Here is a 262-nt window from a genome sequence, read left to right as displayed (position 1 = left end):
GTTAGTGTTACCCAACCTTCAACCTGCCCATGGCTAGATCACCGGGTTTCGGGTCTATACCCTGCAACTTAACGCCCAATTAAGACTCGGTTTCCCTGCGGCTCCCCTATTCGGTTAACCTTGCTACAGAATATAAGTCGCTGACCCATTATACAAAAGGTACGCAGTCACACAGGTAAACCTGTGCTCCCACTGCTTGTACGTACACGGTTTCAGGTTCTTTTTCACTCCCCTCGCCGGGGTTCTTTTCGCCTTTCCCTCA

Annotated in this window: 1 rRNA gene; it reads right to left on the bottom strand. The window is 50.4% G+C overall.

Features of this window, described 5'->3' with window-relative positions:
* Nucleotides 1-262 (bottom strand): 23S ribosomal RNA (locus ACLJZ5_RS22130); the annotation flags it as partial.

Source organism: Salmonella sp. 5800, from assembly GCF_046558195.1.
Taxonomy (GTDB): domain Bacteria; phylum Pseudomonadota; class Gammaproteobacteria; order Enterobacterales; family Enterobacteriaceae; genus Salmonella; species Salmonella enterica.
The sequence above is the reverse complement of the archived record's forward strand: the minus strand, read 5'-3'. Positions and strand labels throughout refer to the sequence as shown.